Origin of the sequence: Amycolatopsis vancoresmycina (assembly GCF_000716785.1) — a bacterium.
Lineage (GTDB): Bacteria > Actinomycetota > Actinomycetes > Mycobacteriales > Pseudonocardiaceae > Amycolatopsis > Amycolatopsis vancoresmycina.
Window position 1 is genome coordinate 217,712 of sequence record NZ_JNYY01000010.1, and the last position, 25,299, is coordinate 243,010.

At 70.8% G+C, this 25,299-nt stretch carries 23 protein-coding genes; 15 read left to right on the forward strand and 8 right to left on the reverse strand.

Annotated features, from left to right (window positions below):
• Positions 1-37: 37 nt before the first annotated feature.
• Complete coding sequence (locus OO60_RS25465; protein WP_003058941.1) at positions 38-1,024, reverse strand: LLM class F420-dependent oxidoreductase; 987 nt, start codon at positions 1,022-1,024, stop codon at positions 38-40.
• Positions 1,025-1,062: 38 nt separating this feature from the next.
• On the reverse strand, positions 1,063-1,323 hold the full coding sequence (locus OO60_RS25470) for a hypothetical protein (protein ID WP_003058943.1): 261 nt from the start codon (positions 1,321-1,323) through the stop codon (positions 1,063-1,065).
• Positions 1,324-1,455: 132 nt separating this feature from the next.
• Here OO60_RS25470 and OO60_RS25475 point away from each other — a divergent pair, with 132 nt between their 5' ends.
• Positions 1,456-2,310 carry a helix-turn-helix domain-containing protein gene (locus tag OO60_RS25475; RefSeq protein ID WP_003058945.1) on the forward strand — a complete coding sequence of 285 codons (855 nt, stop codon included), beginning with the start codon at positions 1,456-1,458 and terminating at the stop codon, positions 2,308-2,310.
• Positions 2,311-2,329: 19 nt separating this feature from the next.
• Positions 2,330-2,515, forward strand: coding sequence for a DUF397 domain-containing protein (locus OO60_RS25480; RefSeq protein ID WP_003058948.1), 186 nt, complete (start codon positions 2,330-2,332; stop codon positions 2,513-2,515).
• Here the strand turns inward: OO60_RS25480 and glgP are convergent.
• Positions 2,512-5,040 (reverse strand): alpha-glucan family phosphorylase, encoded by a 2,529-nt coding sequence (gene glgP, locus OO60_RS25485; RefSeq protein ID WP_003058950.1) that lies wholly within the window; start codon positions 5,038-5,040, stop codon positions 2,512-2,514. The two genes, OO60_RS25480 and glgP, sit on opposite strands and share 4 nt — an antisense overlap.
• A 132-nt stretch (positions 5,041-5,172) precedes the next feature.
• On the opposite strand from glgP, the gene OO60_RS25490 reads away from it, so the two are divergent.
• Entirely contained in the window at positions 5,173-6,606 is a 1,434-nt protein-coding gene (locus OO60_RS25490; protein ID WP_003058953.1) for a neutral zinc metallopeptidase, read from the forward strand.
• Between the two features lie 49 nt (positions 6,607-6,655).
• Here OO60_RS25490 and OO60_RS25495 read toward each other — a convergent pair whose 3' ends face one another.
• Positions 6,656-7,624 (reverse strand): tetratricopeptide repeat protein, encoded by a 969-nt coding sequence (locus tag OO60_RS25495; protein ID WP_033262189.1) that lies wholly within the window; start codon positions 7,622-7,624, stop codon positions 6,656-6,658.
• Positions 7,625-7,716: 92 nt separating this feature from the next.
• Here OO60_RS25495 and OO60_RS25500 point away from each other — a divergent pair, with 92 nt between their 5' ends.
• The gene (locus OO60_RS25500; protein ID WP_081656119.1) at positions 7,717-8,124 is read left to right on the forward strand and encodes a hypothetical protein; all 408 of its coding nucleotides are present in this window, start codon (positions 7,717-7,719) and stop codon (positions 8,122-8,124) included.
• A 43-nt stretch (positions 8,125-8,167) separates the two neighbouring features.
• Here the strand turns inward: OO60_RS25500 and OO60_RS25505 are convergent, their stop codons facing one another.
• Positions 8,168-8,473: a thiamine-binding protein gene (locus OO60_RS25505; RefSeq protein WP_004562931.1), complete on the reverse strand. Its 306-nt coding sequence runs from the start codon at positions 8,471-8,473 to the stop codon at positions 8,168-8,170.
• A 79-nt stretch (positions 8,474-8,552) separates the two neighbouring features.
• On the opposite strand from OO60_RS25505, the gene OO60_RS25510 reads away from it, so the two are divergent.
• Positions 8,553-9,053 (forward strand): MarR family winged helix-turn-helix transcriptional regulator, encoded by a 501-nt coding sequence (locus OO60_RS25510; protein ID WP_004562932.1) that lies wholly within the window; start codon positions 8,553-8,555, stop codon positions 9,051-9,053.
• 61 nt (positions 9,054-9,114) lie between these two features.
• Here OO60_RS25510 and OO60_RS25515 read toward each other — a convergent pair whose 3' ends face one another.
• The 3 genes from OO60_RS25515 to OO60_RS25525 form a co-directional block, all read right to left on the reverse strand.
• Entirely contained in the window at positions 9,115-9,480 is a 366-nt protein-coding gene (locus OO60_RS25515) for a DUF3817 domain-containing protein (RefSeq protein WP_004562934.1), read from the reverse strand.
• 218 nt (positions 9,481-9,698) lie between these two features.
• Positions 9,699-12,080: a GH92 family glycosyl hydrolase gene (locus OO60_RS25520; RefSeq protein ID WP_004562936.1), complete on the reverse strand. Its 2,382-nt coding sequence runs from the start codon at positions 12,078-12,080 to the stop codon at positions 9,699-9,701.
• Complete coding sequence (locus OO60_RS25525; protein ID WP_081656120.1) at positions 12,077-15,301, reverse strand: GH92 family glycosyl hydrolase; 3,225 nt, start codon at positions 15,299-15,301, stop codon at positions 12,077-12,079. Before OO60_RS25525 ends, OO60_RS25520 begins: the two co-directional genes overlap by 4 nt.
• Before the next feature lie 314 nt (positions 15,302-15,615).
• Between OO60_RS25525 and OO60_RS25530 the strand changes: the two genes are divergently transcribed.
• The 10 genes from OO60_RS25530 to OO60_RS25575 all read left to right on the forward strand — a co-directional run bounded on the left by OO60_RS25530 (position 15,616) and on the right by OO60_RS25575 (position 25,265).
• Positions 15,616-16,599, forward strand: a complete 984-nt coding sequence (locus OO60_RS25530; protein ID WP_004562940.1) for a LacI family DNA-binding transcriptional regulator — start codon at positions 15,616-15,618, stop codon at positions 16,597-16,599.
• Positions 16,596-17,633, forward strand: coding sequence for a class I mannose-6-phosphate isomerase (locus OO60_RS25535; protein ID WP_004562942.1), 1,038 nt, complete (start codon positions 16,596-16,598; stop codon positions 17,631-17,633). Before OO60_RS25530 ends, OO60_RS25535 begins: the two co-directional genes overlap by 4 nt.
• Positions 17,630-18,394: an ATP-binding cassette domain-containing protein gene (locus OO60_RS25540; RefSeq protein WP_004562943.1), complete on the forward strand. Its 765-nt coding sequence runs from the start codon at positions 17,630-17,632 to the stop codon at positions 18,392-18,394. The genes OO60_RS25535 and OO60_RS25540 overlap by 4 nt, the downstream gene beginning before the upstream one ends.
• Positions 18,391-19,434 carry an ABC transporter permease gene (locus OO60_RS25545; RefSeq protein ID WP_004562944.1) on the forward strand — a complete coding sequence of 348 codons (1,044 nt, stop codon included), beginning with the start codon at positions 18,391-18,393 and terminating at the stop codon, positions 19,432-19,434. The genes OO60_RS25540 and OO60_RS25545 overlap by 4 nt, the downstream gene beginning before the upstream one ends.
• Positions 19,435-19,462: 28 nt before the next feature.
• On the forward strand, positions 19,463-20,446 hold the full coding sequence (locus tag OO60_RS25550; protein WP_004562947.1) for an ABC transporter substrate-binding protein: 984 nt from the start codon (positions 19,463-19,465) through the stop codon (positions 20,444-20,446).
• A 205-nt stretch (positions 20,447-20,651) separates the two neighbouring features.
• Entirely contained in the window at positions 20,652-21,347 is a 696-nt protein-coding gene (locus tag OO60_RS25555; RefSeq protein WP_004562949.1) for a hypothetical protein, read from the forward strand.
• Between the two features lie 45 nt (positions 21,348-21,392).
• Positions 21,393-22,445, forward strand: coding sequence for a sensor histidine kinase (locus OO60_RS25560; protein ID WP_033262190.1), 1,053 nt, complete (start codon positions 21,393-21,395; stop codon positions 22,443-22,445).
• Positions 22,442-23,197: a LytR/AlgR family response regulator transcription factor gene (locus OO60_RS25565; RefSeq protein ID WP_033262191.1), complete on the forward strand. Its 756-nt coding sequence runs from the start codon at positions 22,442-22,444 to the stop codon at positions 23,195-23,197. Before OO60_RS25560 ends, OO60_RS25565 begins: the two co-directional genes overlap by 4 nt.
• Positions 23,194-23,541, forward strand: a complete 348-nt coding sequence (locus tag OO60_RS25570) for a hypothetical protein (protein ID WP_033262192.1) — start codon at positions 23,194-23,196, stop codon at positions 23,539-23,541. The genes OO60_RS25565 and OO60_RS25570 overlap by 4 nt, the downstream gene beginning before the upstream one ends.
• Complete coding sequence (locus OO60_RS25575; RefSeq protein ID WP_004559959.1) at positions 23,541-25,265, forward strand: sodium/solute symporter; 1,725 nt, start codon at positions 23,541-23,543, stop codon at positions 25,263-25,265. Before OO60_RS25570 ends, OO60_RS25575 begins: the two co-directional genes overlap by 1 nt.
• Positions 25,266-25,299 lie beyond the last annotated feature (34 nt).

The window sequence follows — 25,299 nt, forward strand, 5'->3', positions numbered from 1 at the left end:
CCCCCGTTTTCCACGCTACCGGGGAGCACCGACAGTTCTAGGCCAGCGCCGGGGCGATGTGCTTGGTGAACAGGTCGATGCCGGAGCGGTCGTACGCGGCTTCCGGGAAGTTCAGGATCGCGTACGACATCCCGCGCTCGCCCAGGGCCTTGAGGTGCTCGGCGACCTGCTCCGGGGTGCCGGCCGACGGGCCGCTCGCGAACGTGGCGACCGCCCGCTCGGCCTCTTCGGCCGGGACGTACTTCTCGTAGTGCGCCTTCAGCCAGGCCTGCTTATCCTGGACGTCCTTCTCGGTCTCGCCGAGGACGACGCTGAGGTTGCCCGAGCGGACGATCGCGTCGAAGTCGGTGCCGACGTCCTTGCAGTGCGCGGCCAGGATCTCCGACTTGCGCGTGAACATCTCCGGCTCGGGGTAGAAGTTCGTGTACTTCGCGTACTTCGCCGCGATTCGCAGCGTCTTCTTTTCGCCGCCGCCGGCGATCCAGAGCGGGATCCCGCCGTCCTGGAGCGGGAGCGGGCGCAGGATCGCCCCGTCCGTCTGGTAGTGCTTGCCGTCCAGAGTGGACTTGCCGGTGGCCCACAGGTCGCGCATGATCTGCACGCCTTCGTCGAGCTGGCCGAGCCGCTCGCCGGCCGTGGGGAAGCCGTAGCCGTAGGCCCGCCACTCGTGCTCGTACCAGCCGGCACCGATGCCCATTTCGACCCGGCCGCCCGAGATGAGGTCGGCGGTGGCGGCGACCTTCGCCAGGTAGGCGGGGTTGCGGTAGCCCATGCAGGTGCACATCTGCCCGAGCCGGATGGTGTCGGTCGCGGCGGCGAACGCCGACATCAGCGACCAGGCTTCGTGCGTGGCTTCCTCGGTGGGCACCGGCACGGTGTGGAAGTGGTCGTAGACCCAGATCGATTCGAAGGGGCCGGCCTCCGCGTGTTTCGCGAGGCCGAGCATGGTCTGCCAGTGGTCCGCGGGGTCGATGCCGGCCAGGTCGAGGCGCCAGCCCTGCGGGACGAACATTCCGAAGCGCATGCCCCCCAACTTAGCTTCGCGCAGGGCAGCGCGCGCCGCTATATTCGGTAGTCCGCGGCCCGGCCGGCCCGTTCCGCCCGCAGGTCGGACTCGGCCTGCCCGATCGCCGCGTCGAGCGCGGTCCGGAAGTCGGCGATCTCCGCCCGGTTCAGCGTGAACACGTCCCCGCGCGGCCCGAAGATGCCGATTTCGCCCCGGTTGACCTCGACCGAGCACACGGCCAGGTCACGCCAGGCATCCGAGCACCGGACCAGCCACTCCCGCCGCGGTTCGGTGCTCCTGATTAGCGGCTCGCTCACAGCCATCCCCTTTCGAGTGATCCCGGAGCGCGCAACCCCACGCCTCCGCCAACGGTTGCTAGTCTGAATTCACCAGACCAACTTTGCAACTGCTGTACAGCAATTGACTCGAACGGGTGAGGTTCCATGCCGATGACGCCGACGGTGCGGCTGAAGTTCCTGTCGATCTACATGCGGGAAGCGCGGCTCCAGGCGGGCGTCGACATGAAGGACGCCGCCAAGCTGCTCGGCCGCGACACCACCCGGGTCACCAAGATGGAGAAGGGCCGCGAGGGCCTGACCCCCGGCGACGCCAAGATGCTCCTCGACCACTACGACGTGCACAGCGACGAGCAGAAGGCCGCCATCGTCGAGCTGGCGAGGACGCGCAGCCAGCGCGGCCGCTGGTCCGGCCACCGCGCCGCGGTCCCGCTCCAGCAGCGGGCGTACTACGACTTCGAGTGCGACGCGAACCTGATCCAGCACTACGGCGCCGAGATGGTGCCCGGCCTGTTGCAGACCGAGTCGTACATGCGCGCCATGCTCGGCCACGACTTCCGCCGGGACACGATCAACATCGAGGATGTCGTCGCGGCCCGGCTGGAACGCCAGGAGGTGCTGTTCCGGCAGCGGCCCGCGACGGCCAACTTCATCCTGAGCGAGAGCTGCCTGCGCCGGATCGTCGGCGGCAACGCGGTGATGAACGAACAGCTGAAGCACCTCGCGACGATCTCCCGCAAGCCGAACATCCAGCTCCAGATCCTGCCCTTCGACGCACCAGGCAATGCCAGCACTTTTGGCTTCACCACGCTGCGCATCCCAGCCCCCACCGCTGCCGCGCAACCGCTGGAGATGGTCTACGTCGAGAACCTGCACGATGCCGACTATCTCGACGGCGTCGCCGAGACAGCGGACTACGCGATGCTGTGGAGCCGCCTTACTGCGAACGCATCCGGCATCGACAAGTCACGGAGGCTTATCCTGGAGATCGCCCAGACCTACGCATGACACCGGAGGACGGTCCCCCATGTCCCCTAACTTCGCCACGGCCACCTTCAAGACCTCCAGTTACACCGAGAGCAACGGCACGTGTGTGGAGGTCGCGGTGATCCCCGGCTACGCGGCGATCCGCGACACCAAGGACCGCGCGGGCGGCCACATCGCCGTCCCCGCGGAGAGCTTCGCCGCCTTCCTCGCCGCTGTGCGCAGCTAAGCCAGCACGACCCGCGCCAGCTCGGCCGGGGTCGCCAGCAGGCCGTGCTTCGGCAGCACCCGGACCGTGTAGCCGATCGACCCCGGGCGCGGCAGCTTCACCCGCGCCGCGAACGCGCCGATGCCGTCGGCGGTCATCGGGACCGTCACCGGGTCGCGCAGCTCGTCGTCGTCGCCGACCCGGCCGACCACCGCCTGGATGTCCACTTCGGACGGATCCAGGGCGGCCAGGTCGATCCGGGCGCGGATCGTCACCTCCGTGCCGACCACCAGCGGCTCGGTCGCCTCCACCAGCAGTTCCGAGTCGAAGATGCGCACCCGCGGCCACGACACCTCGAGCTTCGTGCGGTAGTCCGCCAGCGACAGCGCGCCCCGGTAGCCGTCGCCCGTGGCCGCCGCGACCGTCCGCGACGCCGGGAGGTAGCCGTTGTCGACGTACTCGCGGACCATCCGGGACGCCTGGACCCGCGGGCCGAGCGTCTCCAGCGTGTGCCACACCATCGACAGCCAGCCGGTCGGCACGCCGTCGGGCGACCGGTCGTAGAACAGCGGCGCGATCTGCTGGCCCAGCAGCTCGTACAGGGCCGCCGCCTCCAGGTCGTCGCGGCGCAAGGGGTCGGTGACGCCGTCCGCCGTCGGGATCGCCCAGCCGTTGCTGCCGTCGTAGCACTCGTCCCACCAGCCGTCGCGGATCGACAGGTTGAGCCCGCCGTTCAGCGCCGACTTCATCCCCGACGTCCCGCACGCCTCCAGGGGCCGCACCGGGTTGTTCAGCCAGACGTCGCAGCCGCGGTAGAGGTACCGGGCCATCGACATGTCGTAGTCGGGCAGGAAGACGATCCGGTGCCGGACGTCCGCGCCGTCGACGAACCGGACGATCTGCTGGATCAGCTGCTTGCCGTTCTCGTCGGCCGGGTGCGACTTGCCCGCGACGACGACCTGGAGCGGGCGGTCTTCGTTGAGCAGCAGCGTGCGCAGGCGGTCGGGGTCGCGCAGCATCAGCGTCAGCCGCTTGTACGTCGGGACGCGGCGGGCGAACCCGACGGTCAGCACGTCCGGGTCGAACACCGAGTCCACCCAGCCGAGCTCCAGCGGCGACGCACCGCGCTGCAGCCACGCCGCGCGCACCCGGCGCCGGACCTCGTGCACCAGCTTCTCGCGCAGGTCGCGCCGCAGTCCCCACAGCTCGGCGTCGGAAACGCCGTCCCGCAGCGGGCCCTCGCCGACGTCGAGGCCCCACTCGCGGCCGAGCAGCGTGCTCAGCTCGCGCGCCACCCAGGTCGGGCCGTGGACGCCGTTGGTCACCGACGAGATCGGCACCTCGTCGTGGTCGAAGCCGGGCCACAGCCGCGAGAACATCTTCCGGGTGACGCGCCCGTGCAGCTGGGACACGCCGTTCGCGCGCTGGGCCAGCCGCAGGCCCATGTGCGCCATGTTGAACAGGCCGGGGTTGTCCTCGGCGCCGAGCGCGAGCACCCGTCTCGGGTCGATGTCCGGGACCAGCCTGCCGTCGTTGAAGTAGCGCTGGACCAGGTCCACCGGGAACCGGTCGATGCCCGCGCTGACCGGGGTGTGCGTGGTGAACAGCGTCCCGGCGCGGACCGCGGGCATGGCTTCGTCGAACGCCAGGCCGTCGGCCTGGACGATCTCGCGGGCGCGTTCCAGGCCGAGGAAGCCCGCGTGTCCCTCGTTCGTGTGGAACACCATGGGCTGCGGGTGGCCGGTCAGCTCGCAGTACTTGCGCACGGCCCGGAACCCGCCGATGCCGGCCAGGATCTCCTGCCGGAGGCGGTGGTCGGCGTCGCCGCCGTAGAGCCGGTCGGTGACGCCGCGCAGGTCCTCGTCGTTGGCCTCGGTGTCGGTGTCCAGCAGCAGCAGCGGCACCCGTCCGACGCGGGCCTGCCAGATCTGCGCGCACAGCTCGCGCCCGCCCGGCATCGCGACGCCGATCAGCACCGGGCGCCCGCCCGCGGTCAGCAGCTCCAGGGGGAAGGCGTTCGGGTCGATCACCGGGTAGTGCTCGACCTGCCAGCCGTCCAGCGACAGGGACTGCCGGAAGTAGCCGTTGCGGTAGAGCAGCCCGACGCCGACCATCGGCACGCCCAGGTCGGACGCGGCCTTGAGGTGGTCGCCGGCCAGCACGCCGAGGCCGCCGGAGTAGTTCGGCAGGGCTTCGGTGACGCCGAACTCCATCGAGAAGTAGGCGACCGCGGACGGCAGCTCGTCGTCGTCCCGGCGCTGGTACCAGCGCGGCTCCGACAGGTACTTCTCCAGGTCTTCGGCCGCTTCGCGGGCGCGCGCGAGGAAGTCGTCGTCGACGGCGAGCTCGTCGAGCCGGGCCGGCGGCAGCGCGGTGAGCATCCGCAGCGGGTCGCGCACGGCGTTGAACAGCTCGGCGTCCATCGACGCGAACAGGTCCCGGGTCGGCGGGTGCCACGTCCAGCGCAGGTTGGTGGCCAGCGCACCCAGGCCGGCGAGGGAGTCCGGGAGGCTGGCGCGGACGGTGAACCGGCGGACTGCACGCATGGGAAGCGACGATATCGGGCCGCCACCGGATATGCGCAGGGAGGAGTTCGGGGATAACCCGCACGCCCGGCGTATGCGCTGGGTAGGGTCCTGCGCGTCGGGTAACGGGTGGTACGAGAGCGAGTGGAACAGATGATCCCAGGGGGAGGACGGCGGGCGCTGGTCGCGCTGCTGGCCGTCGCGGCGGTCGCCGTGAGCGGGTGCAACGACAAGGGCGGCGCCAACGGCGACCCGGCCAAGGACACCGGCGCCGGCTCGGTCTCGGGACTGCCGGTGACGCACTTCGAGAGCGGCCTCAAGCCGGGTGCGCCGTCGCCGGACCTGAACGTCCGCAACGCCGACGGCGGCGAGGACGACAAGCTCGCCACCGCCGCGATCGCCGACGTCCAGGCGTACTGGGCCGAGATGCTCCCGGCGAACTTCGGGCAGCAGTTCGAGCCGGTGAAGTCGCTGCTGTCCTACGACGCGCAGACCGACACCGAGGAGACCGGCTGCGGCAGCGTCAAGAAGCTCGTGAACGCGTTCTACTGCCCGGTCGACGACTCGGTGGCGTGGGACCGCGGCGTGCTGCTGCCGATGCTGCGCCAGCGGTTCGGCCCGATGTCGGTGGTCGTGGTGCTCGCGCACGAGTTCGGCCACGCCGTCCAGTACCGGCTCGGCGACAAGGCCGGGGTGAGCAAGAGCACCCCGACCGTGGTCAAGGAGCAGCAGGCCGACTGCTTCGCCGGCGGCTACTTCCGCTGGGTCGCCGAGGACAAGAGCAAGTTCTACCGGGTGTCGACGTCCGAGGGCCTGAACCAGGTGATGGCGTCGATGTTCCTGATCCGCGACCAGGCCGGCACCAGCGCCGCCGACAAGGGCGCGCACGGCACCGCGTTCGACCGCACCTACGCGTTCCAGGCCGGGTTCGAGAAGGGCCCCAAGGAGTGCGCCGGGATGACCGCGGAGAACGTCAAGGCGCGGCTCACCGAGCGGCCGTTCGACAAGGGCGACAAGGGCAAGGGCGACGCCAAGTTCACCGCGCAGGCCGTCGAGCTGCTGAAGAAGAGCCTCGACGAGGCGTTCCAGCGGGCCGGGGCGACCGCGCCGGAGATCACCGACGGCGGCAGCTGCCAGACCACGCCGCCGGCGTCGTACTGCCCGGGCGACAACACGGTCAGCATCGACATGGCCAAGCTGGCCCAGCTCGCCCAGCCGATCGACCGCGAGGCCGAGATGAAGGGCCAGGACCCGGGCGGCATGGGCGACTTCGCGGCCTTCTCGGAGGTCGCGTCGCGGTACGCGCTGGGCATCCAGAAGGGCGTCGGCGCGTCGATCGACAACGCGAACGCGGGCCTGCGCACGGCGTGCCTGGTCGGCGCGTGGGCGGCGTTCACGAACCGCCCCGGCGACCTGCGGCTGTCGGCGGGTGACCTCGACGAGGCCATCGCGGACCTGCTGCAGCCGGAGAGCCTCGTCTCGGCGGACGTCAACGGGAAGCGCCCGGACAGCGGTTTCGACCGGGTCGAGGCGCTGCGGCGCGGGTACCTCGAGGGCTCGTCGGTCTGCTCGAAGGCCTACGCCTGATCCTCGACGCAGAAGGCCCCCACCGCGCGCGGTGGGGGCCTTCTCGTGTCTAGAAGAGGGCGCTCGCGAGGTCGCGGCGGGCCTTCATCACGCGGTCGTCGGCCGGGTCGAACAGGTCGAACAGGGCCACCAGGTGCTCGCGGACCCGGTTGCGGTCCTCGCCCGCGGTGCGGCGGACGGTGTCGATCAGGCGCTTGAAGCCCGCCTCGACGTCGTTCTCCGCGATGTCCAGGTCGGCCGCGTCGAGCTGGGCCGACAGGTCGGACGGGTCGGCGTCGGCCTTGGCGCGGGCCTCCGGGTCCGCGCTCTCGGCGCGGGCGGTGAACTTGACCTGGGCCAGGGCGTTCTTGGCCAGCTCGTTCGCCGGTTCGACGTCGAGGATGCGCTCGTACGCGGCCTGCGCGGCGGCGAAGTCACCCCGCTCGAAGGCCTCTTCGGCCTCGGTGAAGCGCGGGTCTTCGGGCTCTTCGACCGGGCCGCCGGCCGCCTCGGCGTCGCGGATGCCCGGGAGCTTGTCGCGCAGGGCGTCCAGGAGCGAGGTGATCCACTTGCGGATCTCGGGCTCGGGCAGCGCACCGGAGAAGGCGTCGACCGGCTGGCCGCCGGCGATGGCGACGATCGTCGGGATCGACTGCGCGCCGAACAGCTGCGCGATCCGCGGGTTGGCGTCGACGTCGACCTTCGCGACGACCCAGGCGCCCCCGGACTCGGCGGCCATCCGTTCGAGCACCGGGGACAGCTGCTTGCACGGGCCACACCACTCGGCCCACAGGTCGACGACCACGAGCTGGTGCAGCGACCGCTCCACGACCTCGGCCTGGAAGGTGGCCTCGGTGACATCGATCACGGCATCGCTCGCGCCGGCTTGCGGCGGTCCGTCCCCGGCCGGCCGGGCGGGCGGGGCCGGCTGCCGCTGCGCCGCTTCGGCGCGGGCCTTGAGCGCGGACAGGTCGACCGCGCCGGAAAGGGCGGCGGACAGGGCCGCTGACTTAGCTGCAGATCCGCGTGGTTGTGTCACGCTTCCATCCTGGCACGCGCGCGGGAGAAGTTTCACCGGGTGCCCGGCCTGTCCGCTTGGCAGGACGGCACCGCCGGGGCAGGCTCGGCCGGGTGCACATCCGGCGAGACGTGAAGGTGGGGCTGTCGATCGCAGCCGCCCTCGTCTGGATCGGGGCGGTGACGCTGCTCATCGTGCACGAACCGGACCCGGGCGCGGCCTCACCCGCCGAGCTGCGGGACAAGCTCGCCGTCGCCCTCTCCGGGCACGACGCCGACGCGTTCGCCGACCTCCTCGACTACCCCGGCTCGGGCGGGGGCGACTTCGCCAAGGACTACGTCTCCGTGCTGGCCGGCCGCGGCGTCCACGACGTGCACGTGGACCTGGGTCCGGACGCGGCCGCCCCGACCCGCGCGACGGTGTCCGGCACCCTCGGCGACGGCCAGCCCTTCAGCTACCCGCTGACGGTGACGAGCGAAGACGGCCGCTGGACGGTCGCCTTCACCCCGCCGCTGCCCTGACCCCGTCGTGAGTGTTTAGACGAGTTAGAACCCGCCTAAACACTCACGAGCCGTCGCGGAGGTGGGCTTCGATGCGGTCCACCTTGGCCTCCAGCTGGCCCTCGAAGCCCGGGCGGATGTCCGCCTTCAGGACCAGGCTCACCCGGGACGAGCCCTCGCCCGCGGCCTCGACCGCGCGCTTCACGACGTCCATGACCTCATCCCACTCGCCTTCCACGTTCGTGAACATGGCGTTGGTCGAGTTGGGCAGGCCGGATTCGCGGACCACCTTCACCGCGCGGGCCACGGCTTCGCTCACCCCGCCGTCGGGATCTCCGCCCGACGGGCTCACGCTGAACGCGACGATCATGCTCGGAAGTCCCTTCTTCGGTGGTCATTTCCGCCAGTCGTGCGACACCCGCCGGTACCCGCTGGTAACTTCGCGTGTCATGAACCGTCCGCTGCCGTTCGACCCGATCGCCCGCGCGGCCCGGATCTGGGAGGACCGGATCGGGCCCTCCGGGACCATGGCCGCGGTGACCGGGGTGATGCGGGTCCAGCAGATCATCCAGTCCGCGGTGGACGGCGCGCTCAAGCCGCACGGCCTCACCTTCGCCCGGTACGAAGCACTGGTGCTGCTCACCTTCGCCCGCAGCGCCAGCCTGCCGATGCGGGTGATGGGCGAGCGGCTCCAGCTGCACCCCACCAGTGTCACCAACATAGTGGACCGGCTGGAGCGCGACGGGCTCGTCAAGCGCGTGCCGCACCCCACCGACCGCCGCACGACGCTCGTCGAGATCACCGACGAGGGCCGCAAACGCCGTGAGGCCGCGACCGAAGCCGTCACCGCCATCGACTTCGGGCTCAGCGGGCTGACCGAACGGCAGACCGAACAGCTGACGGACCTGCTGACCAAGGTGCGCCGCGCCGCCGGGGACTTCAGCGAGTAAGCGCCCGGCAACGGAAAAGGCCCGCACTCGGCGAGTGCGGGCCTTTCTCACCTGCCGGGAATCAGGCGGCGACGGGTTCCTTCGCCTGGAACAGGCCGACACCGCCGTGGGACAGCCGCTGCGGGCCGTCGAGCTTGCCGTTGCGCAGGGCCCACTTCTCGAACAGCCACGTGAACAGCGGCGGGATGCTCGCGAGCAGGGCCAGGACCAGCGTCTTCGGGCGCCAGCCGAGCGGCTTCGCCACGGACAGGGAGACGACCACGTAGAGGACGAAGATCACGCCGTGCACCATGCCGATGACGGGCACGCCGCCCTCACCGGAAGAGTGGACGACGTACTTGAGGAACATCCCGACCAGCAGCGCGGCCCAGGACAGGGCTTCGGCTACTGCGGCCACGCGGAACACGAGAGCGGCCTTGCTGGACACTGCTTCCTCCTGTGGGGTCTCACCACGTTGGTCTCAACACACGAAAACGTCCGACGGACACCGTCCAAGGCGGACTTGCCTCAAACGTCAACGGCGCTGTCGGACGTGCTGATACCCAGTGTGAGGCGTGACGGCCCTCACGGGAACACCGGGGCCCGTGACGATGCTCACGGCCGTGGTCCACTGTGGTCTGAACCACGGCCGTGAGCGTCCCTTGTCTACTCCGCGCAGGGGGAAACCGGGGCGGACGAGGGTGACGTCCCCCACTTCGCCGTCGCGTCGGCGGTCAGGCCGAAGTCGAGCGTCGTCCCGCGCTTCAGCTGGTCCACGTTGACGTACACGCGGTCACTGACCTTGCTGTCCACGCGAAGGGACGACACGTACTGCAGCTGTGCACCGGACGCGCCCGGCGCCTTGATCGTGATGTCGCGCCCGTTCTCCAGGTGCAGCACGGACTTCGCGAACCGCGGCGCGTTGAGCACGAAGTTCCCAGTCCCCGGGACGGCGGGATAAAGACCAAGAGCGCTGAAGACGTACCACGCCGACATGGTGCCGAGGTCGTCGTTCCCGGTGACGCCGTTGGGCGCGTTGGTGAACAGCGTGTGCGCCGCCCGCACGACTGTCGACGTCTTCGCCGGCTGCCCGGTGAGCGCGTACATCCACGGCGAGTGCAGGTCCGGCTCGTTGTTGGGGTTGTAGCGGAACTGGTCGTAGTAGTCGTACGGGCCGACGACCCAGTTCTCGCGCACCGCCGTCGCCGGGTCCTTCACCAGTTCGTCGTAGGCGAAGAAGTCGTCGAGGCGCTTCCCGGTGGCTGCCGAGCCGCCCATCCGCTGCACCAGGCCGGGCACGTCCTGCTGGACGAGCCACTGGTACTGCCAGGCCGTGCCCTCGTGGAAGCCGTCCTGGCTCTGCGGGCTGTACGGCTTGCCGTCCGGGGAGAACCACGCGCCGCCGAGGACCTTCGGCCGAAAGAAGCCGGTGAAGCCGCGGTCGGTCTGCGATTCGTCCCACAACGTCCGGTAGGTCCGGCCCTTCTGCTTCAACGCGGCGGCGTCGGCCTTCTTGCCCAGCGCGGCCGCCATCACCGACAGCGAACAGTCACCGAGCGCGTACTCCAAGGTGGCCGAAGCGCCGTGGTTCGGGTCGGTGTCCTGGCCCTTCTTCGGGAAGTCCGGGTCGTACTGGACGAACCCGTCCTTCTGGTAGCTCGCGTTGCCCGAACGGCCCTGGAACGGCGACGCCGCCGGCGGGATCTCGCGCGAGTTCTGCAGGAGCGCCTGGTAGGCGTGCGCTTCTTCGCCGGACAGCGCGCCGAAGCGCCACAGGTCGACCAGGAACGGCGTGACCGGGTCGCCGGTCATCGTGTTCGTCTCCTGGCTCGCGTACGCCCACCGCGGCAGCCAGCCACCCTGGTCGTGGATGGCCAGGATGCTCTTCGCGATGTCCCGCGCCCGGTCCGGCCGCAGCAGCGCGAGGAGCTGGTTCTGCGAGCGGTAGGTGTCCCACAGCGAGAAGAAGTCGTAGTACGTCCAGCCGACCGCCCGGTGGATCTTCTTGTCGAAGCCGTAGTAGCGGCCGTCGGCGTCGTTCGCCGTCAGCGGCTGCAGCAGCGCGTGGTAGAGCGAGGTGTAGAACACCGTGCGGTCGTCCGGCGTGCCGCCCTTGATGTCCACAGTGGACAGCTCGCGGCGCCAGGTGCGCTGGACCGCGTCCCTGGTCGCGTCGAACGACCGGATGCGTTCCGACGCCAGGTTCACCCGGGCACCGGCGGCGTCGACCTGCGAGATCGCCGTCGTCGCGGTGACCTGGCCACCGCCCGCGAAGGTCAGCCACGCACCGCGCAGGCCCGCACCGCCGTTCGATTCGCGGCTGCCCGGTGTGCCGCCGGACGGCGACCACGTGCCGAACGCCTTGAACGGCTTGTCGAACTTCGTCGTGAAGTACGTCGTGTACGCCTTGCCGCCGCAGAACGCCTGCGACTCCACGGTTCCCTCGACGGTCCGGTCGTCGACGATCCGGATACTGCTGCCGGTGACCGGTTCCTTATCGTCGGCCTGCCCGACGTTGACGAAGACGTTGGCGTCACCGGCCTTCGCGAAGGTGTACCGCTCGACACCCGCGCGCGTCGCCGCCGTCGTCTCGACGTCGACACCGCCGTAGCCGGTCAGGTGGACCTTGTAGTAGCCGGGCTTGCCGACCTCGCCGTCGTGGGTGAACGGCGAGGCGTACTGCTTCTGGTCGAAAGTGGACGCTTTCGCGGTGTCGAACGCCTTGCCCGGGCCCACTTCCCCGGTCGTCGGCAACGTCGAGACCAGGCCGCCCTGCTCCCAGCAGCCCGCGCCGGACAGGAAGAAGTGCCCGAAGCCGCGGATCGCGGTGTCGGTGTAGCGGTACCCGGCGTAGTGCGAGGTGATCGGGCTGACCTGCGTCATCCCGAACGGCGCCGAAGCGCCGGGGAAGGTGTTGCCCTCATCTTGCGTGCCGATGAACGTGTTGACGGCGTCCAGGCCGTCACCACCGGCCGCGGCCGCGACGGGGGTGAGCCCCGTCGCGGCCGCGGTGAGCGTCAGAAAGCCCGCCAGGATGGTGCTTTTCATGCGCCGATGCCGATCGCGAAGACGTGCAGGGCGCCGCCGCTGACGTTGCCCGGCAGCGTCACGCTCGCCACCGTCTTGCCCGCGTCGAGGGTGATCGGGCTGGTGCCGAACACCATCGTGCGGATCTGCTGCGGGTCACCGCCCGAGGCGTTGCGGTACGGCGTGGACAGCACGATCCGGTTGCCGAACGCCGGCTGCGCGCCGCCGCCGCCGAGGGTCCAGTCGGAGAACCCGATGGTGGCGGTGGACTTGCTGCCGTCGGTGTAGGTGACGGTCAGCGTGCCGGACGCGTTGCCGTTGGACGCCGAGCCGAGCAACGCCAGGCGCCCGGACCCGCTCACGTTCACCGTCTGGCCCGAAGCGATCACGTTGTCCGGGTCCCCGGCCGGGAACGACGGCCACGTGAACTTGAGCCCGTCACTGGTGACGGTCGAGCCCGGGGTGGCCCCCGCCGCGGCCAGCGCGTCGGCCGAGTAGCTCCAGCCGCCGCCGTCGAAGTTCGCCGCCGCGGGCTTCGCGTCCGGCGAGATGCCGGCGTTGTTCACCGTGGCCAGCCAGCTGTTCGGCTGCGCGACGAGCACGGTCAGCACCGCCTGCGACGACGCCACGCCGGGCGCGGAGAACGTCACCGGGATGCGCCGGGCCCCGTCGGCCAGGCCCGCCGGCACCGACACCGTGAGCTCGGCCTGCGCCTTGCCCGCGGCGGGCACCGCGATGCTGCCGGTCGCCGGGGTCAGCGTGATGCCGTCGACGCTGCCCGCGGAGTACGTCCAGTTTCGGGCCGTGCCGGAGAGGTCCTGGACGCCCACCGAGACCTTGGACGCCGACCCCGCCGGGGTCACCGCCCGGGCCGGGTTGACGAACGACAGGCTCGGCTTCTCCTGGTCGCGGAAGGACGGCGGGGCGTCGGCCGCCGCGCTGCCCCACGCGGTCGGGGTCGCCGACAGCGTGTAGTCCAGGGCGGCGCCGGTCGAGACGAGCGCCTCCGGCATCCACGCCTTCGCCGCGTCGCCGCCGTTGACCTTCAAGCCCGCGATGTAGTCGCCGGTGCCGGACGTCGTGACGGTGATCTTCTTGCCCGCGCCGGTGGTCAGCACGGCCTTGCCGAACAGCGGCGTGTTGAGCACGAACTCGGCGCGGCCCGGGATCTCCGGGTAGATGCCGAGCGCGGCCCAGACGTACCAGGACGACATCTGGCCGAGGTCGTCGTTGCCGATCAGGCCTTCGGGACGCGGGTTGTACAGCTCGTTCATCGACCGCCGGACGATCGACTGCGTCTTGGCCGGCGCACCCGCGTAGGAGTACACCCACGGGGCGTTCGAGTTCGGCTCGTTGCCCATGAACGCGTACGGCAGCTGCGTGCCCGCGTTGAGCTGCGTGAAGAACGTGTCCAACCGCGACTGGACGGCGGTGTTGCCGCCGAACGCCGTGACGAGGCCGCCGAGGTCGTAGGGCACCATCCAGTCGTACTGGGCGCCGTTGCCTTCGACCCAGCCCTGCGAGCTGGCCGGGTTGTAGGTGCCGGCGAAGGAGCCGTCGGCGTTGCGCGGCTGCAGGTGGCCGGTGCCCGGGTTGTAGAGGTTCTGCCAGTTCTGGGCGCGCTTCATGAACGTCGTGTAGGTCGCGGAGTCGCCGAGGCGCTTGGCGAACTGGGCGATGGCGAAGTCCGCGCTCGTGTATTCGAGCGTGTCGGCGCCCGCGCCCGGGACGTACCCGAGGTTCTGGTAGTCCTCGAGCCCCGGCCGCTCGGTGTAGCCCTGGGTCGGCTGGGTGGCGCCCTTGATCATGAGCAGCAACGCCTTCTGGGCGTCGAAGTCACGGGCTCCGAAGGCGTACGCGCTGGAGACGATGATGTGGTACGGGTCGCCGTTCATCACGCCGGTGTAGTCGTTGGCGACCGTCCAGCGGTCCCACGAGCCGCCTTGCTCGGCGTAGGCCATCATCGACCGGACGATGTCCGACGTCTCCTTCGGCGCGATCGTCGCCAGCAGCGGGGTTTCCGAGCGGTAGATGTCCCAGCCGGAGAAGTTCGTGTACATCGCGTGGCCCTTGTCGGCCTGGTGGATCCGGCCGTCGAAGCCGGGGTACTGACCGTCCACATCGGAGAACACGTTCGGCTGGATCAGCGAGTGGTAGAGCGAGGTGTAGAACGTCGTCAGGTGGTCGTCGGAGCCACCGGTGACGGCGATCTTGCCGAGCTGGTCGTTCCAGGACTTCCGCGCGGCCGCGGCGACCTTGTCGAACGACTTGCCGGTGTTCTCCGCCTTCAGGTTGGCCTTCGCGCCGTCGACGGACACAAAGGACAGTCCGACCTGGACGTTCACCTGGGCGCCGTTGAGGTTGGCGAAGGTGACGTACCCGCCGCTGCCCGGGCCGCTGACGGTGGTGTTCTGGGGCGCCGCCTTGGCCGGGCGCGCGATCGAGGCGTTCACGCCGTTGGGCTGCGCGACCTTCGCCTTGGCGCCGCCGGTTTCGGCGGCCTTGTTCGGCGTCACGGCGCCGTTCTTCCAGGTGCCGATCGACGCGAACGGCGTGTCGAACTTGGCCGAGAAGTAGACGCGGTAGCTGTTGCGCGCGCCGCAGAAGCGGCCGCTGGTGGCCCAGCCGCTGATGGTGTCCTTGCCGATGGTGATCGACGCGTCGTCGGTGCCGTTGACCGAGCCGGAGGTGTTGACCAGCAGCGTCGAGGACGCGCCCGCCGGGTAGGTAAGGCGGGCCGAGCCGGTGCGCTGGGTCGCGCTGAGCTCGACCTTCGCGCCGCTGTCGAGGGTGACGTCGTAGGCGCCCGCGGTCGCGTGTTCGTTGGCGTGGGAGAACTTCGACGTGTAGTGCCCGGGGTCCGTCGCCGGGGACGTCGTCACCTCACCGACGTACGGGATGAACGGGATGTCCTGGTACGTCGAGCAGCCCGCGCCCGAAAGGTGCGTCAGGCTGAACCCGGTCAGCGCGTTGTCGTCGTAGAAGTAGCCGCCGGGCTGGGATTTCACCGTGTCCGGGCTCCACTGGACCATGCCGAACGGCGCCACCGCGCCCGGGAACGTGTTGCCGGCCCCGCCCCCGGTGCCGTGGTCGGCCCCACCGGGCCGGGTGCCCACGAAGGGGTTGACCCACTTCGCGTAATCGGTGCTGGTCGCCGCCACGGCGGGCACAGCGGGAGCCACCGCTGCCGTCACCGCCAGGGTCAGGAAAGTTAAACCGGCTCTGAAGCGCGCTCGCGCCATTGCCCTCGCCTCTCCACCTCATCAGCGCGACCGGAAACGGTGCCATGACAACCTTGTCGCGCAGTCGGTCGAACCCGGCCACCTTGGGTAGCCACTCACCGGACAGTCAAGGGACACGTCAAGACCTGTCCACTTCCGGACAGGGTGATCAGCCGTCTGTCCTACGCCGTCCGTAGCCGAATCGGCACAATCCACGTCCGGGGCGTTGACAAGCACCGGGCCGGTGGCGTTCAATCCCGGTCACTATGACAACGTTGTCTCCTCCGGGCCGGGACCGGGACGGCAGCACGCGCACCGCGAGCAGGCGGGCCACGATGAGCGACGTGGCCCGGCTGGCCGGCGTGAGCATCAAGACCGTCTCGCGCGTGGTCAACGACGAACCGGCCGTGCACCCCGACACCGCCGAGCGGGTCATGGCGGCCATCGAGCAGCTGGGGTTCCGGCGCAACCTGGGCGCGCGCAACCTGCGCCGCGGGTCCACGACCGGCACCATCGGGCTGATCGTCGAGGACGTCGGCAACCCCTTCTACTCCGAACTGAACCGCGCGGTCGAGCGGATCGCGACGTCGTTCGGGCGCCAGGTGCTCACCGGCTCGTCCGAGGAGAACTCCGACCGCGAGCGCGAGCTCGTGCTGGAGTTCTGCGCGCGGCGGGTGGACGGCATCCTCGTCGTCCCGGCCGGCCTGCAGCACGGCTACCTGGTGCCGGAGATGCGCGCGGGCACGCCGGTGGTGTTCATCGACCGCCCGGCCGGCGACATCGTGGCCGACACCGTGCTGGTCGACAACCTCGGCGGCACCATCGAGGCCGTCACGCACCTGGCGCACCACGGCCACCGGCGGATCGCGTTCCTCGGCGACAGCCCCGACATCTTCACCGCGGCCGAGCGCCTGCGCGGGTTCCGCGAGGGCTGCGTGCGCAACGGGATCTCCTACGACGAGTCGCTGGTCTCGATGGGGACGCCCACGCCGGACTCGGTCGGCGACGCCGTCAAGCGGCTGCTCGACGGCCCGGACGCGGCCACCGCGGTGATCGCCGGCAACAACCGGGTCGCCGTGCACCTGCTGCGCGCGCTGGCCCACGCCGAGCGCCGCCCGGCGATGGTCGGGTTCGACGACTTCGAGCTGGCGGACCTGCTGAACCCGCCGGTCACCGTCGTCGCGCACGACGTCAGCGCACTGGGCCACGCCGCGGCCGAGCTGCTCTTCGCCCGCGTCCAAGGAGATCAGTCCCCGCCGAGAAAGGTAGTCCTGCCCGTGCATCTCGTCGCCCGTGGTTCCGGTGAGGTCGCCCCGTGAGCCTCGAACCGATCCGCCTCCCGGCCAACCAGCCGCCGCAGTTCTACCGCGGCGGCGACGCCATCGCGGCCCTGCGCGGCGCCTCGCCGGACAAGAAGTTCGGCCCGGAGGACTGGGTCGCCTCGGCGACCACGATGTTCGGCCAGGAGACCAACGGCCTCACCCGGCTCCCGGACGGCGCCTGGCTGCGCGACGCCGTCGTGGCGAACCCGAACGGCTGGCTCGGCGCGAAGCACGTCGAAGCGCTCGGGACGTCGACCGGCCTGCTGGTGAAGCTGCTCGACGCGGGCCAGCGGCTGCCCGTGCACTTCCACCCGGACGACACCTTCGCGAAGCGGCACTTCGACTCCCACTTCGGCAAGACCGAGGCGTGGATCGTGGTCGGCACCTACGGCGACGACCCGCGCGTCTACCCCGGCTTCAAGGAGACGCTGTCGAAGGCGACGGTGTCCGAATGGACGCGGGAGCAGGACGTGCCGTCGATGCTGGGCGCGCTCAACAGCATCCCGGTGTCGGCGGGCGACACCGTCTACATCCCGGCCGGGCTGCCGCACGCGATCGGCGAGGGTGTGTTCGTCGTCGAGCTGCAACAGCCGACGGACTTCTCGCTCACCATCGAATGGCGCGACTTCCTCGCGTCGCCGGAGAAGGGCCACCTCGGCCTGGGCTTCGACACCGCCATCGAGGCCCTCGACACCTCGGGCTGGGACGCCGAGCGCCTCGAAACCATCATCAAGCGCACGGCGGGCGACTCCGCGTCCACTGTGGACCTGCTGGCCGGCGGATCGGAGCGGTTCTTCCGAGCCGAGCAGCTGCGCACCGACGAGGCGACAACGTTGTCACTCGACCCGTCGTTCGCCGTTCTCGTCGTGCTCGACGGCGAAGGCACCCTCCGCACCGAACACGGCGGCGAGTACGCGCTGGCGAAGGGCGACACGTACGTCGTCCCGTTCGACGCCGGCCAGACCGAGCTGTCCGGCACGGCGACGGCGATCCGCTGCCGCCCGCCGGCGCCGGAGGAGAGGCACGGATGAGCGAAACCCTGCTGGACGCGATCGACCTCACCAAGCACTACGGCTCGGTCGAAGCCCTGCGCGGCGCGTCGTTCCAGGCCCGCGCGGGCGAGGTGACGGCCCTGATCGGCGACAACGGCGCCGGCAAGTCCACGCTGGTCAAGTGCCTGTCCGGGGCGGAGCAGCCGACGTCGGGGCGGATCCTCCTGGACGGCCAGGAGGTTCACTTCGACTCGCCGACCACCGCGCGGCGCCTCGGCATCGAGACCGTCTACCAGGACCTCGCGGTCGCACCCGAGCTCGACCCGGCGGCCAACCTGTTCCTCGGCCGCGAGATCCACCGCAAGGGCCTCCTCGGCAAGCTCGGGATGCTCGACAAGAACGAGATGCGGCGCCAGGCGATCGAGGAGTTCCAGCGCCTCGGCGTGACGCTGCAGAGCACCGACGTCCCGATCGGCTCGCTGTCGGGCGGCCAGCGGCAGAGCGTCGCGGTGGCGCGTTCGGTCGTCTGGGCGTCGAAGGTCGTGTTCATGGACGAACCGACGGCCGCGCTCGGCGTCGTCCAGCGCGAGCGCGTGCTCGACGTCATCAAGAAGGTGCGCGACAAGGGCATCGCCGTGGTGCTGATCAGCCACAACATGCCCGAGGTGCTGTCGGTCGCCGACCGCGTCGAGGTGCTGCGGCTCGGCAAGCGCGTCGCCCGGTTCACCGGCCGGGACACGAAGCTCGAAGACCTCGTCGCCGCGATGACCGGCGCCCTCGTGCAGGAGGAGGCCGCGTGACCGCGCCCGCGAAGGACATCCAGCAAGCACCGGACGCGGGTTTCGGCAAGCGCCCCCTGGGCAAACGCCTGATCGGGGCCAACACGTTCTGGATCGCGCTGGTCCTGGTGGCGCTGATCGTCGTGTTCAGCGTGCTCGCGCCGAGCGCGTTCCCGACCCTGTACAACTTCCAGCTGCTGTTCATCGAGACGTCCGTGCTGCTGGTGCTCTCGGTCGGCATGACGTTCGTGATCATCACGTCCGGCATCGACCTGTCCGTGGGCTCAGTGCTCATCTTCGCCGGCATGGTCGGCGGCCGGACGATGGAGGCGATGTCCGGCGGGAACGCCGGGCAGGCCGGCTGGGGCGTCATCGTCGCCGGGCTGGTCGTCGCCATCCTGGCCGGGACGGTGTGGGGCCTGATCAACGGCTTCCTCATCGCCGTGGCGGGCATCCCGCCGCTGATCGTCACGCTCGGCACGATGGGCGCGGCCCTCGGCGCGGCACTGCTGATCAACAACGGCAGCGACGTGCGCACGGTCCCGGTGGTCCTGAACAAGCAGCTCGGCGCCGGCACCTCGCTCGGCATCGTGCCGAACCTGGTGCTGATCGCCGTGGTGATCACCCTGGCCGGGGCGTGGCTGCTGCACACCACGAAGTTCGGCCGCTACACCTACGCCATCGGCTCGAACGCCGAAGCCGCGAGGCGAGCGGGCATCGGCGTCACCGCCCACCTGATGAAGATCTACACGCTGACCGGCTTCCTGGCCGGGCTGGCCGGGTTCCTCTCGCTGGCCTACTACAACTCGACCACCATCACCGGGCACACCAGCGACAACCTGAACGCCATCGCGGCCACCGTGATGGGCGGGACGAGCCTCTTCGGCGGCGTCGGCACGGTGCTGGGCACGGTGATCGGGGTGTTCATCCCGGCCGTGCTGAAGAAGGGCTTCAACATCGTTCAGGTCCCCGACTTCTGGCAGATGATCGCCGTCGGGGCGGTCCTGATCGCGGCCGTGTGGTTCGACCAGCGACGGCGACGGCAACGCAACTCCCGCTGAGTTCCCCGAGTACAAAGAGGTGCTTCCGATGAACTTGACCAAGACACTCGTCGCCGCCGGGGCGCTCGCTTCGGCCGCCGCGCTGCTCACCGCGTGCTCCGGCACGGTCGGCGACTCGGGCGGCGGCAGCCAGGCCGGCTCCAAGAAGCTGGCGCTGGTCCCGGGTGTGCAGGCCGAGCCGTTCTACATCTCGCTGCAGTGCGGCGCCGAGGCCGAGGCGAAGAAGCTCGGCTACGAGCTGACCACGCAGGCGCCCCAGAAGTTCGACGCGCCGCTGCAGACCCAGCTGGTCAACGCGCTCGGCGCGAACCCGCCGGCCGCGCTGCTCATCGCCCCGACCGACGACACCGCGATGCTGGGGCCGATCCAGCAGGTGAAGTCGCGCGGCGCGAAGATCGTCGAGGTCGACACCGCGCTCAAGGACACCACCGTGGCCGCCTCGTCGATCTCGTCCGACAACGCCGCGGGCGGCAAGCTCGCCGCGCAGACGATGGCGAAGCTCGCGAACGGCAAGAGCGGCTCGGTGCTGGTCCTCGACACGATCGCCGGTACGTCGACGACCGCGGCACGCGCCAAGGGCTTCGAAGACGAACTGAAGAACACGCCGAACCTGAAGTCGATCGGCGTCCAGTTCACCCAGAACGAGCCGGACCAGGCCGCGTCGAAGGTGACCGCGGCGCTGGCGGCCACCCCGGACCTCATCGGCGTCTTCGCGACCAACCTCAACACCGGCGAGGGCGCGGCGACCGGCCTGCGCAACGCGGGCAAGGTCGGCGCGGTCAACCTGATCGGCTTCGACGCGAGCCCGTCGGAGGTCGAAGGCCTGAAGAACGGCCAGTACCAGGCCCTGATCGCCCAGGACCCGGCCTCGATCGGCACCCAGGGCGTCCAGCAGGCGGTCGCCGCGATCGAGGGCAAGCCGGTGACGCGGAACCTCACCGCGGAGCTGCATTCGATCACCAAGGCCGACATGGAAGCCAACTCTCAGTACTTCTACAAGCAGTCCTGCTGAGTAGTCCGTCAGAGTCCTGCGGGTGCCCTCGGGTGCCCGCAGGGCTTTGACCAGCGGTGTTCACCGGCAGTGAACACCCGGTGCCGGTCATCGCGGTGGGATAACCGCTCACCGCACGAACCGTTTACCCGGACGGGTGTCCCGCGTCACACTCATCTGCACATGCATCTGCACTGGCCGGATGCATGATCGCAGGGAGGGTGCGATGAAGTACGAGCGGCCGGCTTTGCACCGGACGATCTTCGCCGTGGACGTCGAAGGCTACGGCGACCAGCGCAGAACCACACCACACCGGCTGGCGCTGCGCGAAGGGCTGTACCACGCGCTGTGCCGGGCGTTCGACGACGCCGGCGTCCCGTGGGCGGAATGCCGTCGCGAAGACTGCGGCGACGGCGTGTTCGTCCTGGTCCCGCCGGAGGTACCGAAGGGGCTCTTCGTCGAGTTCCTGCCCGCCGCGCTCGCCGTGGCGTTGCACCGGCACAACCGCACGCACGACCCGGGCGCCCGGATCCGGCTCCGGATGGCGCTGCACGCGGGCGAGATCGCCTACGACGACCACGGCGTCACCGCGCCGGCGATCAACCAGACGTTCCGGCTGCTGGAGGCGAAGCCGCTGAAGGAGGCGCTGAAGTCCTCCCGCGGGGTGCTGGCGCTGATCACGTCGGCGTGGTTCTTCGACGAGGTCGTCCGGCACAGCGACGGGCTCGACCCGACGACGTTCCGGCCGGTGCCGGTGGCGGTCAAGGAGACGCGCACGACCGGCTGGATCTCGCTGCCGGACCGGCCGTACCCGGCGAACGCGAGCCTGCTCGGCGGCGTCACGTCGCTCGACCACTACCGGACCTGGCGCCGCTTCCGCCGCCACGCCCAGGTGCTGGCCGACCGCGACGGGCCCGCGTAGCCGTAGGATCTACTGCCCTGGACACCGTCGCCGAGGGGAGGCCCGATGACCGTGCACCTGCGCCCGGCGTCCCGCGCCGACCCGCTGCCGGTGCTCGCCGCGGCCCGCCGCGTCACCGACGACCTGCGCGACGGCCTGTCCGGCACCCGTGCGCGGCGCGCCGCGCACGGCCTGCGGCGGCTGTTCGGCTTCCCCGGCCTCGGCCTCACCGACCTGTCCGGCTCGCTGCTGTGGTCGGGCCGGCCGGGGCCGGACGCCGTCGTCGCGTCGGTGCTCGACGGCGTCCTCCACAGCGAAGAACCCGGCTCCGCGCCCGACGTCCTGGTGCTGCCGCTGCACGTCCACGACGAACTGGCCGGGGCGCTGCTGGTGGTCGGGGACGTCCGGGACGCGGTCGCGGCCCAGGCCGCCGACCTCGTGGTGCACGCGCTGGAGCGGTGGCGGCTCGAGGCGTCCGCGGAGCAGGCGGCGCAGGCCGAGCTGCGCGCGTTGCGGGCGGAGATGTCGCCGCACTTCGTCTACAACGCGCTGACGGTCATCGCGTCGCTGGTGCGCTCGGACCCCGACCGGGCCCGCGACCTCATGCTCGACTTCGCTGACTACACGCGCTACAGCCTGGCCCGCCACGGCGAGTACACCGTGGTCGCCGAAGAGTTCCGCGCGATCGAGACGTACCTGGCGCTGCAGCGGGCGGTGCTCGGGGAACGGCTGCGCGTCCAGGTGCGGGTCGCGCCGGAGATCCTCGCCGTCGCGGTGCCGTACCTGGTGCTGGAGCCGCTGGTGGAGAACGCGATCCGGCACGGCATCGAGCCGCGGTCGGGCACCGGGCAGGTCCAGGTGCACGGCCAGGCGGAAGGGAACGACTGCGTGATCTTCGTCGAGGACGACGGGGTCGGCATGGACCCGAAGCGCGCGGCGGACATCCTGGCCGGGCGCACCGGCGAGGACGACCCCGCCGGGCTCGGACTGGCCAATGTGGACAGACGGCTGCGGGACGTCTACGGCGCCTGGTACGGCCTGACCGTGGAGACCGAGGTCGGCGCGGGCACCCGGGTGATCGTACGGGTGCCGCGGTTCCAGCCGGGGGTGCTGCCGTGACGGGCCTCCGGGTACTCGCCGTCGACGACCTGCCGCCCGCGCTGGACGAACTCTGCCGGATGCTGCGCGAAGCGCCCGAAGTCGGCGAAGTCGTCGGGGCGGGTGACGCGCTGAAGGCGTTGAAGCTGCTTCAGGCGGATCGCTTCGACGCGGTGTTCCTCGACATCTCGATGCCGGGCCTCGACGGGCTCGAACTCGCGTCGCTGCTGGCGAAGCTGAGCGAGCCGCCGGTGATCGTGTTCGTCACCGCGCACGACGGCCACGCGGTGACGGCGTACGGCATCGGCGCGGTGGACTACCTGCTGAAGCCGGTCCGCACCGAACGGCTGTCGACGGCGCTGGCGAAGGTCATGCGGATGGCGACCCCGGCGTCGCGGCCGACGCCGGACGCGATGGCGGCGCTGCCGGTGGAGTCGGGCGGCCGGACGCGGTACGTCCGCCGCGACGACGTGCTGTTCGTGGAGGCCCACGGCGACTACGTCCGCCTGCACACGCGCGGCGGCGTGCACCTGGTGCGGATGCCGATCTCGCGGCTGGAGGAGTACTGGGAGGGCACGGGGTTCAGCCGGGTCCACCGCGGGTTCCTGCTCTCCGTGGGGGCGGTGCTGGAGCTGCGCAGCGACACGGCGGGCGGGCTGCTGGCCCACACAGAGGCGGGCGACGTCCCGGTGAGCCGTCGTCACGCGCGAGACCTGCGGGACAGGCTGCTCGAAGCCGCGCAGCGCGGCCAGCTCGGATCCGACTCCCGATGAGCAAGATCCGCCGGGTCGCCGTCACCAGCCCGCAGACCCGCCTCGCCCACGCCCGCCGCCGGTCGCGCGGCCGCTGGCGGCAGCCGCGCCTGCCCGCGGGCGACACCCAGCGCGCCACCGCTCTCTACGCCGCCCAGCGCCGCCGCGGCATTCCCGCCCTCGTCCTGATGTTCACGCTGCTGCTCGGCCTCCCCGCGATCTTCGCGCTCTTCCCGGCCCTGGACTCCGTGCGGCTGCTGGGAATTCCGCTGTCCTGGCTGATGCTCGCGGTCCTCCCCTACCCCGCGATGGCCCTCCTGGCCCGCTGGCAGCTGCGCCGCGCCGAACGCCTCGAGGACGAGTAGTGGGCATCGCGCTCGCCGTCGCGCCGGTCGTGCTCGTGACGTTGCTGATCGGCGTCCGCGGCGTCGCCGCCATGCGCACGACGTCGGACTTCCTCGTCGCGTCCCGCCGCATCTCGCCGCTGGTCAACTCCGCGGCCGTCTCCGGCGAATACCTGTCCGCCGCCTCCTTCCTCGGCGTCGCCGGGCTCGTCGTCAAGGACGGCATCGGGGCGCTGTGGTACCCGGTCGGCTTCACCGCCGGCTACATCGCGATGCTCGTGCTCGTCGCCGCCCCGATGCGCCGGTCGGGCGCGCTGACCGTCCCGGACTTCGCCGAAGCCCGGCTCAACTCCCCCGCCCTGCGCCGCCTGGCCGCCGTCGTCGTGCTGGTGATCGGCACCATCTACGTCGTCCCGCAGTTCCGCACCGCCGGCCTGGTGCTCACCGCCGTCGGCGGCACGCCGTACTGGGTCGGCGTGGTGCTGGCCGGCGCCGCGGTCAGCGTCACACTGGCGCTGGGCGGGATGCGCGCGGCGACGTACGTGCAGGCGTTCCAGTTCGTGCTGAAGCTGCTGCTGTTCCTGATCCCGGCGATCTGGCTGGTGCTGCAGGCCGGCGCGGTCAACCGGACCGACGCGCTCAACCCCGTCGAGTTCACCCACTTCGCCCGCGAGACGCCGGTGCGGTTCGAAGTCGACGTCACCATGGAGATCCGCGAGCCGACCCCGGTGCGGCGCAACGGCGTCGTCGAGACCCTGCCGCCGGGCGAATTCACCGCGCACAGCCAGGACGAAGTCGTGTTCGGCACGGGCGCGGCCGTCCCGGCGGTCCGCGGCGGCGCCGCGCTCGGCGGCCCCGACTGGCGGCGCCCGCTGCTCGACCTCGGCGACCAGGGCTACCCGCTGCTGGGCACCTGGGCCGTCCTCATCGCGACCATGCTCGGCACGATGGGCCTGCCGCACGTCCTGATGCGCTTCCACACCAGCCCGGACGGCCGCGCCGCACGCCGCACGGCCGCGATCACCGTCGCGCTGCTCGGCGTCTTCTACCTCTTCCCCGGCGTCTACGGCGTGCTCGGGCGGGTGCTCGTCCCCGGGCTCTACCTCTCCGGCGCCACCGACACCGTGGTCGTCGCGCTGCCGTACCAAGTGGACAGCGGCTGGGCCGGCGGCCTGTTCACGGCGTTGCTGACCGCGGGCGCGTTCGCCGCGTTCCTGGCGACGTCGCTGGGCCTGCTGCTGGTGATGTCGGGCGCGATCGCGCACGACCTCGTCCCCGGCGGGCTGCGGCGGCTGCGGATCGCGGTGTTCGGCGTCGCCGGGATCATGGTGCTGCTGGCGCTGCGCTCGGCCGAGCTCGACGCCGGGGTGCTGGTCACGTGGGGCTTCACGGTGGCCGCGTCGACGTTCTGCCCGCTGCTCGTGCTCGGCATCTGGTGGCCGCGGCTGACCGCGACCGGCGCGATCGCCGGGGTGCTGACCGGGCTGCTGGCCTCGTCCGGCTCGATCCTGTTCGCCCTCGCCGGGCCGCCGCTGCACGGCTGGGTGGCGATCTTGGTGCAGCAACCGGCACCCTGGTCGGTACCGCTGGCATTCGGCGCAATGGCGCTGGTCTCGTTGCGAGGCAGACCCCCCGCCTGGTCGACGGCGGCGATGCTCCGCCTGCACCTGGACGAACCCCGTTCGGCAGGACCGCGCGACCGTTCGTCAACCGTTCGTCGTCTGGCACGGCTGTTGAACCGCTGAATCTTCACGCGAGACTCACACCTCCCTACGGTGG